A 9,486-nucleotide genomic window follows, 5' to 3' on the forward strand; every position below is an offset into this window, starting at 1 on the left:
GCGACGGTTCCCTTGCGCGAGTGCTCCTGAACGTCTGCTCAGCCAAAGGAAGACACACGCCCCAGGCCGGTGAACCTTTGCGGTCAGAGCACTAGGCAGGTCCCGTCCGGCCGCACAGGGGCTGGAACGACAGCTTCCAACGGATTCCCGCCACCTGCTGTGGTAATGCCTCGGCGGGACAAGGCCGTGTCACAGGGCTGGCGGGAACCTGCCTATCGTGGTGCTCATGCACACTGTCGCGATTCTCGTGCTCGATCATGTGGTGCCGTTCGACATGGCGACCCCGATGGAGGTGTTCGGCCGTACCCGACTGCCCGACGGCCGGAACGCGTACCGGATCCGGGTGTGCGGGGAGACGCCGGAGGTGCGGACGGACGGGTTCGCGCTGCGGGTGGACCACGGGCTGGAGGCGCTGGCAGACGCCGACACCGTCATCGTCCCCGGCCGCTCGGAGCAGGCCGCGCCGCCCTCCGCGCGGGTGCTGGCCGCGCTGCGGGAGGCAGCAGCGGCGGGTACCAGGATCGTGTCGATCTGCGCCGGTGCCTTCGTGCTCGCCGCGGCCGGGCTCCTGGACGGGCTGCGCGCCACCACCCACTGGATCGCGGCGGATCTGCTGGCCCGCGAGTATCCGCTGGTCGAGGTGGAACCGGACGTGCTGTACGTCGACAACGGGCAGATCCTCACCTCGGCGGGCGCCGCCGCCGGGCTCGACCTGTGCCTGCACCTCATCCGCCGGGACTTCGGCTCGGCGGTCGCCGCCGACGCGGCCCGTCTCTCGGTCATGCCGCTCGAACGCGAGGGCGGGCAGGCCCAGTTCATCGTGCACCGGCACCCGCCGGTCCCCCAGGGTTCGACCCTCGAACCGCTGCTCAAGTGGATCGAGGACAACCTCGCCCACGAGGTCACCCTGGGAGCACTGGCGGCGCGATCGGGCATGAGCGAGCGCACCTTCAGCCGCCGTTTCCGCGAACAGACGGGCAGCACACCGCTCCAGTGGCTGCTGCGCGCCCGGGTCCGCCGCGCCCAATACCTGCTGGAGAACAGCGACCACCCGATCGAACGCGTCGCCCAGCAGGCCGGGTTCGGCTCCCCCACCGCGTTCCGCGAACGCTTCCGCAAGGTGGTCGGCACGAGCCCGCAGGCGTACCGCTCGGCGTTCCACGGCAGGAGGGTCCCCGAAGTGGCGCTCCCCTGACGGTTCTACGCGACGGCGCGGCCGTCGGCAGCCGCGCCACGCGCCGCCGCCAGCAGGGCGTCCGCCTTGACGATGGCCTCCCGGATGTCCGTTGTGCCCGTCATGACGCACAGGGTGTAGCTGACGTCGTTCAACTCGGCGGCCGTCTGCGGGAGTTGCCGCTCCGCCTGGGAGATGCGCAGCACCGCGTACCGGGTGAGCAGTTTCCTGACGACCTTCGGGTCCGGCACGAGCACGGAGCGCCCCTTTCTCGTTGTGCGCTCCTTGTGCCCCGTCGACGCCCGCTCAAGCGCACGGTCACGAGATCCGGTCAGGCGACCTGTCCGCTGTGCAGTGCCGTGTACGCCCCGCCCCGGCGCAAAAGATCGTCGTGCGTGCCGACCTCCAGGATCTCCCCGTCGCCCATCACCACGATGCGGTCGGCGCCCCGGACCGTGGACAGCCGGTGCGCGACGACGAATGTCGTACGTCCGCGCAGCAGTCGGGCGAGAGCCTGTTGGACGAGCGCCTCCGAGCGGGTGTCCAGGGCCGAGGTCGCCTCGTCCAGGACGAGCACCTTGGGGTCGCGGATCAACGCCCGTGCGATGGCGAGGCGTTGGCGCTGCCCGCCGGACAGCCGGGCCCCGCGCTCGCCCACCAGGGTCTCCAGTCCCTGCGGCAGTGTCTCCACGAACTCAAGGGCGTTGGCGTCCCTCAGCGCAGCGCGCACCGACTCCTCGTCGGCGTCGTCCATGCCGTAGGCCACGTTGTCGCGGACCGTGCCGTCGAAGAGGATCGACTCCTGGGGGACGACCGAGACGAAGCGGCGGTAGGTGCGCAGGTCGAGGGTGTTCATGTCGGTGCCGTCGAGCAGGAGTTGGCCGGTGGTGGGGCGGATGAAGCCGATGACGAGGTTGAGGACCGTGGACTTGCCGGCGCCGGACGCGCCGACCAGGGCGACGGTCTCGCCGGGTGCCACGGTGAGGGTGAAGTCGTGGACGGCTGGGCGGAGTTGGCCGCCTTCGTAGGTGTGGCCGACGCTCCGGAAGGTGACCGCTCCCCGTACCGCGGTGACCACCTCCTTGCCCTCGTTGTCCTCCAACTCCGGTGCCTGGAGCACCTCGCCGACCGAACGGACCGATTCCAGTCCCTTCGTGATGACCGGGGCCAGGCCCATGAGGGTCGTGGTCGAGTTGGTGAGGGTGGTCAGGAAGGCGCTGAGCATGACGACGTCACCCGCGGTGACGCCCCAGGCACCGTAGTACGACACCAGGGCGGCGCCCGCGAGTACCAGGACGCCGACCACGTTCAGCACCACCCAGGCCAGCGAGCCGAAGCGGCCGTTGAGCAGGTCGAGGCGGTTTCCGGTGGTGAGGAGCCGGCGCAGGGTGCCGTCCATGCGGCGAAGGGCCTTGCCCTCCAGGCCGTGGGCGCGGGTGACCGGGATGAGACGGGTCATCTCCGTCACGCGCGAGGACAGCGTCTCGACCTCGTGCCGGAAGTGCTCGTTGTGGGTGCGCAGGCGGGCCCGCAGCCGGGACACCAGCAGCGCGGCGACCGGCACGACGACCACGAAGACGGGCACGAACTCCGGTGTGCGGAAGGCGATGATGACCAGGCCGCCGGTGAGCACGGTGATCGCGCCGAGCCCGGTCTCGGCAGTCTGCTGGACCATCTGCTCGACCGTCTCCACGTCCCGTACGACCTTGGCCTGGAGAACTCCGGCGCTGACCCGCGAGTGGTAGCCGATGGAGAGCTGCTGCATCCGGGTGCACAGTGCCGAGCGCAGGTCGGTGCCCATGCGGCGGACGCTGCCGTAGAGGAGGCGGACGTAGAGGACGTGCAAGGGGTAGTTGATCAGCAGGATGAACAGGATGACGCCGGTGCTGATCCAGAGTCTGCTGACCGGCTGGTGCTGGACGACGGTGTCGATGATGGACGCGGTGATCAGCGGGAGCAGCCAGATGGGGCTGTGCTTGACCGTGAAGACGGCGACGGCCAGGGCCAGGCGTCTGCGGTCTTCACGGAACAGATAGGCGAGGGTGCGGATCGGGTGTTCGTCGCGGTAGCGGTGGTCGAGCGGCTTGTCCGTGGACGACGCCATCGGTGGTGGTCCTCCCCCTGTGACCAGTTGGCGGGCAAGCGCTTTCTTCCCTTGCCCGCCACAACTACACCTCCGGCGTCACCACCGTCTCAGGCGGCGTCCAGCTCCGCGAACTCTTCGGCGGAGAGCGTCAGTCCGGGTGCGGCGGCCGAGTCGCGGATCGTCTCTGGGCGACTGGCGCCCGGGATCGGTACGACGACCGGGGACTTGGCGAGCATCCAGGCCAGGCACACCCGCTGCGGGCTGACGCCGTGCTTCTCGGCGATCCGGGCGAACGGCGCGTAGGCGGAGCCGAGTTCACCGGCGCGGCTGATACCGCCGAGGGGGCTCCAGGGCAGGAACGCGATGCCGAGCTCGTCGCACAGCTCCAGCTCCGGTTCGCTGGAGCGGAAGGCCGGGGAGAACTGGTTCTGCACGGAGACCAGCCGCCCGTCGAGGATCTCGTTCGCGAGCCGGATCTGCTCCGGGTTCGCGTTGGAGATCCCGGCCATGCGGATCTTGCCCTCGTCGAGCAGGTCCCGGATCGCGCCGACGGAGTCCGCGTACGGCACCCTCGGGTCGGGGCGGTGGAACTGGTAGAGACCGATGGCCTCGACGCCCAGCCGGCGCAGGGACGCCTCGCAGGCCTTCTTGAGGTACTCGGGGCTGCCGTTCAGGGTCCAGCTGCCGTCCCCGGGGCGCAGATGGCCGCCCTTCGTGGCGACCAGGACGTCCCCGCCGCGGTCGTGCGAGGCGAGGGCCTTGGCGATCAGGGTCTCGTTGTGTCCGACCTCGTCGGCGTGCAGGTGGTAGGCGTCCGCGGTGTCGATCAGCGTCACGCCCGCGTCGAGGGCGGCGTGGATGGTCGCGAGGGAGCGTGCTTCGTCCGGTCGCCCCTCGATCGACATGGGCATACCGCCCAGGCCGATCGCACTGACCTCGACGTCACCGATACGGCGGGTGTCCATTGCTCGTGCTCCTCTTCCGGTCTTCCGGCTGTCGCGCAGAACCGTGCCGTCCCGTCCCGCCGGACGACCGGTCGGGTCGCGGCGGGCAGGGCACGACCTCCAGCCTCTCCGGCCCGGGTCCGCAGGTCCAATAGAAGAAATCGAACGCATCCAGCAGCGGGACTGCTCAATCGGTGAGTCGTGGGCAGGGCTTGCGCACCTGTCCTGGTCGTGTGGCACGCTCACCGGCGACCGGCCGCTCGGACCGAATCCGGTGGTCACCAGGTTCGCCCCGCGGATTCAACCCGTGAATTCGCCCGTGGAGAGGCAGCGCCATGCGCATCGGACTGCTCGGCACCGGCCCTTGGGCACAGATGGCACATGCTCCCGCGCTCGCCGGACACGCGGAGTGGGACTTCGCGGGCGTGTGGGGCCGCCGCCCGGACGCCGCCAAGGAACTGGCCGACCAGTACGGCGTACCGGCCTACGACGACGTCGACGCCCTCCTCGCGGACGTGGATGCCGTGGCCGTGGCTCTTCCGCCGTCCGTGCAGGCCGAGTTGGCGGTGCGGGCCGCGCGGACGGGATGTCATCTGCTGCTGGACAAGCCCCTCGCGCCGACGGTGGAGCAGGGGCGGGCCGTGGTCGACGCGGTGCGGGAGGCAGGGGTCGCGTCGGTCGTGTTCTTCACCACCCGTTTCCAGCGGGAGACAGAGGTGTGGATCACCGAACAGGCCGCCGCCGAGGGCTGGTTCACCGCTCGGGCCCAGTGGCTGGGCTCGGTGTTCACCAGCGACAGCCCGTTCGCGGCCTCGCCCTGGCGGCAGGAGAAGGGCGCGCTGTGGGACGTCGGCCCGCACGCTCTGTCCGTGCTGCTCCCGGTGCTCGGCGACGTCCGCCGGGTGGCGGCGGCCGTGCGGGGTCCCGGGGACACGGCCGTGCTGGTCCTCGACCATGTGGACGGTGCGTCGAGCACGCTCACCCTGAGCCTCACCGCGCCGCCCGCGGCGGCGGGGGTCGCGGTCGAACTCCGGGGCGCGGCCGGGGTGGCCAGCCTTCCGGACAGTTCGGGCAGCGCGGTGTCGGCGCTGGTGCGGGCGGCGGACGCGCTGGGCGAGGCCGTCCGCACGGGCCGGCCGCACCCGTGCGACGCGGCTTTCGGGCAGCGGATCACCGAGATCCTGGCGCAGGCCGAGGCGATGGTGGCCGGCACGGCCGGCTGATCACTCGCCGCCGGGCGGCACCTCGTCCCCGTCCTCGTCGTCGAACGGCTCGTCGCTCCACCGGAACCAGGCCCGCTCCCCCTCGATGTGCAGCAGGAACTCGGGCACGGGCCCGTCCGGAGAGGTGAGCGTCACCTGTCTCCGGATGTCGTCGTAGGCCCCCTCCCACCGCGTCCGGTCGTCGTCGGCCTGCGCCAGGGCGAGTTCCCGTGCGAAGAGGTCCCGTACGGCGTCGAAAGCCGGACCCGCGGTGAACCTGCCCGACAGCCAGGGGAAATCGGCGTCGTCGATCAGGATCTCCCCGACCAGTTCCCCGACCGTCTCCTCGCTCCCGCGCACCTGCCAGACCTCGCCGACGAACCCCATGTCCGCCTCCATCCCGCCGTAGAGCAATCGCCGTGGATCGACCTGACGCCAGCATGGCACCCGGCACTGACAGTCGGCCCGGCACTGATCACGGACCGGGCCGACTGTCCCGCAGGTCTGCGGGCGGGTGCGGCTACTCGACGAACTGGAAGTTGGCGCGCTCCCTGATGACCGGATAGCCGACCTCGGCGAAGTGTGCGGCCATCGGGAAGTTGCCCTGGTCCGTGGCGGCGGCTATGAACTCGGCGCCGCGCTCGGCGAGATAGTGGGTGCACTCGGCCAGCAGGTCGCGGGCGTAGCCGTGGCCGCGCTGTTCCGGTACGACTCCGATGAAGCCGATGCACGGGCCCGACGGGTTGCGGGCCGGGATGTGGATGCCCGCGAGGTCGCCCTCGGGGGTGCGGGCGACCTGCCACCACTCGCGCGGGGACGGGCACCAGCGGAAGAAGTCGATCTCCTCCTGTGCGGCCTTGTCGACTCCCCCTTGCCGGATGGCCCGTTGGGCGTGGGCGTCGAGGGTGACGGAGTGGATGCGGCGCAGTGCGTCGAAGAACACGGCGTCGTCGGGTTCGGGGGCGAAGTCGAGGCGTCCGGGACGTTCGAGCAGGCCGCACTCCGGGGTCCATCGGTAGATGAACCGCTCGACGAGGAGGTCGTAACCGGCCGCGCGCAGGGCGGTGAAGCGGGCTTCGGCGGCGGCGCGGGTCTCGATGCTGTCGCGCCAGCCGGGAGGCAGGTTCATTTCCACGTCGACGTGCCAGGGCACGGCACGCAGGAGTTCGGCGCCCGCCTCCTCCTCTCCCTCGATCAGGTCGAAGCAGTCGACGGCGCGGGGTTCGGAGTCGTCCGGGCCGCCCCACCAGGCGGCGCGCGCGACGACCGTGCCGTCACGCAGTGCCACTCGCTGCCAGTCCGGCCGCCAGATCGTCAGCCGGTGGGCGGCTCGGGCGCCGAGCGGGTCGGGAAGTGCGTCGAAAAGGTGCGCGTCGTTCTCGTCGAGCGCGCGAATGACCAGATCGGTCATCGATTCCTCCGGGAGGATTGCTGCGTGGAGCGCTCCCGGTCAGGTCAGACGAGGCACACCGGGCCTACAGGGAGGGAGCGCTGGGGTGATGTGAAACGCATGGCGCTCGCCTCCTTCCGCTGGTCTCAGGGCGTGCACTCAGAATCTAGGGCGTTGGTCTCCCATCCGTCCATCGCATTTGGGGCCCGCCCCTGCCCGCATCCCGTGTTCGTCCCAGCAGTGATCCGTCCCCGCAGGTCACAGGCGCGCGACTGTCCCGGCGTCCCAACGCGGGCAAGCGGATCCGGCCTTCGCGGCAGCCGCTGCCAGCATGTGCCTGCCGGGGCTCCCGGCAACTCATCAGAGGGGAACACGACATGGGACGAAGGACGCTTCTGCGGGGTCTGACCCTCGCCGTGGCAGCGGTCCTGCCCCTGTACGGGCCCACGGCGGTGCAGGCGGCGGAGTCCGCGGTCGCCGTGGCCGCGGTCTGCGGGCACACGAGCGCGCGGCCCACGCTGCAGCAGGGATCGACGGGGGACGCGGCGGTCGAGGCGCAGTGCGAGCTCAACCTGGCGACGAAGCCCGGCAAGTACACGCCGATCGCAGCGGATGGCTCGTTCGGGCCGGCGACGGCGACGCGGTTGAAGGAGTTCCAGCGCTGTGCCGGTCTGGGCGTCGACGGCGTGCTGGGCCCACAGACCTGGACGGCCCTGAACATCTGGGCCGCCCAGCCGCACACCTGCGCGACCCAGGGCACATCGGCCACCGCGCAGACGACCGTGTGCGGCCACACCGACACGCGCCCGACGCTGCAACAGGGCGCGAAGGGCACGGAGGTCGAAGAACTGCAGTGCCGGCTGAACCTGGCCATGGAGCCCTTCCACTATCAACCGCTGGCGATCGACGGCGACTTCGGGGGCGGGACCCGGTCCCGTGTCATCGAGCTCCAGCACTGCGCCAACCTCGGTGCGGACGGCGTCGTGGGCCCCAACACCTGGGCGAAACTGGTGGATTGGTCCAGCCGCAACACGTACTGCACGCCACCGCGCCCCGCCGGCTACCCGATCGACGGCCTGGACACGGCCAAGTACCAGCACCCCGGCGGCGCACCGATCGACTGGAAGGCCGTGAAGGCCTCGGGCGTCGAGTTCGCGACGGTCAAGGCCACCCGGGGTCTGAACGTCACCGACGAATACCTCGCCACCGACCTGGAGGCGGCCAGGACGGCGGGGCTGGCCGTCGCGCCTTACCACTTCTACACGGGCACGGCGCCCGACACGGGTGCCGCGCAGGCCGACCGGTTCATCGCCGCCGTGCGGGCGACCGGCTACACCGGGCAGCGTGCGGGCGACCTGCCGCCGGTGTTCGACCTGGAACGCATGGACGACGGCAGCGGACGCTGTCCCACCTACGGCACGGTGGACGACGCCGAGGCGTGGCTCGACCGGGTGGAGGCGGCCTTCGGCCGTACGCCGATCATCTACACCCAGAAGTCCTTCCTGGACGACTGCCTCGGTTCGACGACCGCCTTCGCCCGGTACCCGTTGCAACTCGCGGACTACCGCACGTCGATCACCCAGCCGCCGCTGCCTACCGGCTCGACGACCTGGGCGATGTGGCAGTACACCGATGCCGCGCTCTTCCCGGGCATCCAGGCACCGGCGACCGGGGACGTGTTCAACGGCACCCAGGCCGATCTGGACCGGCTGGCCAACCGCTGATTCCGGCCCGACCCACCGGAGCAAGGAGAACTCCCATGACCACCCGGTTCGCCCGCGCGTCCCTCGTCGCCCTGCTCGTCACCCTGGGCTTCACCGTCCCGGCGCCCGCCTCGGCCGCAACCACCACCACGAGCTGCTACGGCGGAGCAGTCACGGTGCACTACGGGGACGTGCTCGACTTCGGCCCGTACTGGACCACGAGCCGCTGCGAGGACATCAACATGCGCGTCGTCGGCGGCGACGCGGAGTACGTCGTCGCCTGCGTGAAGTTCGCGAAGACCGGCGTCTGCAACCGCTGGACCAAGGTCGGCCGGAGCTGGACGACCATCGCCACCGACGTCCTGGACGGGACCAAGTTCACCGTGCCCAACGGCGTGGACCTGGAAGGCAGTTCCGCCACCATCCAGATCGCCTTCTGACCCCCGCACCCGAACGGAGACCACCATGACCAGAAACAGGGCGTTCGCCTCGGCTCTGTTCACCGCGGCCGCGCTGCTGGGCGTGGGCGTCGCACCCGCCTCCGCGCAGTCCTCGGCCACCGCCGCCAGCTGCTACGGCGGCGCCAAGTCCCTGACGTACCACTACTCCACGTCGCCCGTGTCCTACGGCACCTATACGACGTCCTCGCGGTGCAACGACATCAACATGAGGCTCCTCACGGACAGCCCGGCGGGGGTGTTCCTGTACGCCTGCGTGGTGTTCGTCGACCACACGAGCAAGTGCAACAACGACGACACCTACTCCCTCCACGGCACCGAATGGGCGACCGTGGCCACCGACGTCAAGGACGGCACCCACTTCGTCCTGCGCGTGGGCTCCTACGACACCGACGCGCAGAACGTGACGTTCCAGATCGCCTACTGACCTCCTTGAAAGGACTTCCCAATCGTGATGTCAAGCCGCAGCCGTGACGGGAGGTGAACCTTGATAGCACTGTCCGTCACGAAGCATCGCCCACAAGACGTT

At 70.3% G+C, this 9,486-nt stretch carries 10 protein-coding genes; 5 read left to right on the plus strand and 5 right to left on the minus strand.

The features are described 5' to 3' along the window. Positions 1-226: 226 nt before the first annotated feature. Positions 227-1,195, plus strand: a complete 969-nt coding sequence (locus tag AB0I51_RS47655) for a helix-turn-helix domain-containing protein (protein ID WP_362985670.1) — start codon at positions 227-229, stop codon at positions 1,193-1,195. Positions 1,196-1,200: 5 nt separating this feature from the next. Here AB0I51_RS47655 and AB0I51_RS47660 read toward each other — a convergent pair whose 3' ends face one another. The 3 genes from AB0I51_RS47660 to AB0I51_RS47670 all read right to left on the minus strand — a co-directional run bounded on the left by AB0I51_RS47660 (position 1,201) and on the right by AB0I51_RS47670 (position 4,225). Next, positions 1,201-1,431, minus strand: coding sequence for a DUF5133 domain-containing protein (locus AB0I51_RS47660; protein ID WP_362985672.1), 231 nt, complete (start codon positions 1,429-1,431; stop codon positions 1,201-1,203). Between the two features lie 74 nt (positions 1,432-1,505). After that, positions 1,506-3,278 (minus strand): ABC transporter ATP-binding protein, encoded by a 1,773-nt coding sequence (locus tag AB0I51_RS47665; protein WP_362985674.1) that lies wholly within the window; start codon positions 3,276-3,278, stop codon positions 1,506-1,508. A gap of 89 nt (positions 3,279-3,367) precedes the next feature. After that, a complete protein-coding gene (locus AB0I51_RS47670) occupies positions 3,368-4,225 on the minus strand; it encodes an aldo/keto reductase (protein ID WP_362985676.1) in 858 nt (285 codons plus the stop codon). 314 nt (positions 4,226-4,539) lie between these two features. On the opposite strand from AB0I51_RS47670, the gene AB0I51_RS47675 reads away from it, so the two are divergent. Then, complete coding sequence (locus AB0I51_RS47675; RefSeq protein ID WP_362985678.1) at positions 4,540-5,427, plus strand: Gfo/Idh/MocA family oxidoreductase; 888 nt, start codon at positions 4,540-4,542, stop codon at positions 5,425-5,427. Here AB0I51_RS47675 and AB0I51_RS47680 read toward each other — a convergent pair whose 3' ends face one another. Both AB0I51_RS47680 and AB0I51_RS47685 read right to left on the minus strand, forming a co-directional pair. Beyond that, positions 5,428-5,793: a hypothetical protein gene (locus AB0I51_RS47680; protein ID WP_362985680.1), complete on the minus strand. Its 366-nt coding sequence runs from the start codon at positions 5,791-5,793 to the stop codon at positions 5,428-5,430. It lies immediately after the preceding gene. Positions 5,794-5,926: 133 nt separating this feature from the next. After that, a complete protein-coding gene (locus AB0I51_RS47685) occupies positions 5,927-6,817 on the minus strand; it encodes a GNAT family N-acetyltransferase (RefSeq protein WP_362985682.1) in 891 nt (296 codons plus the stop codon). 356 nt (positions 6,818-7,173) lie between these two features. Between AB0I51_RS47685 and AB0I51_RS47690 the strand changes: the two genes are divergently transcribed. From AB0I51_RS47690 to AB0I51_RS47700, 3 genes are read left to right on the plus strand one after another with little or no spacing between them, the layout of a single operon-like run. Next, entirely contained in the window at positions 7,174-8,520 is a 1,347-nt protein-coding gene (locus AB0I51_RS47690) for a GH25 family lysozyme (protein WP_362985684.1), read from the plus strand. 35 nt (positions 8,521-8,555) lie between these two features. Next, positions 8,556-8,939: a hypothetical protein gene (locus AB0I51_RS47695; protein ID WP_362985686.1), complete on the plus strand. Its 384-nt coding sequence runs from the start codon at positions 8,556-8,558 to the stop codon at positions 8,937-8,939. Between the two features lie 25 nt (positions 8,940-8,964). Continuing rightward, entirely contained in the window at positions 8,965-9,384 is a 420-nt protein-coding gene (locus AB0I51_RS47700; protein WP_362985688.1) for a hypothetical protein, read from the plus strand. Positions 9,385-9,486 lie beyond the last annotated feature (102 nt).

The organism is Streptomyces sp. NPDC050549 (assembly GCF_040655035.1).
In the GTDB taxonomy this organism is placed as follows: Bacteria; Actinomycetota; Actinomycetes; order Streptomycetales; family Streptomycetaceae; genus Streptomyces.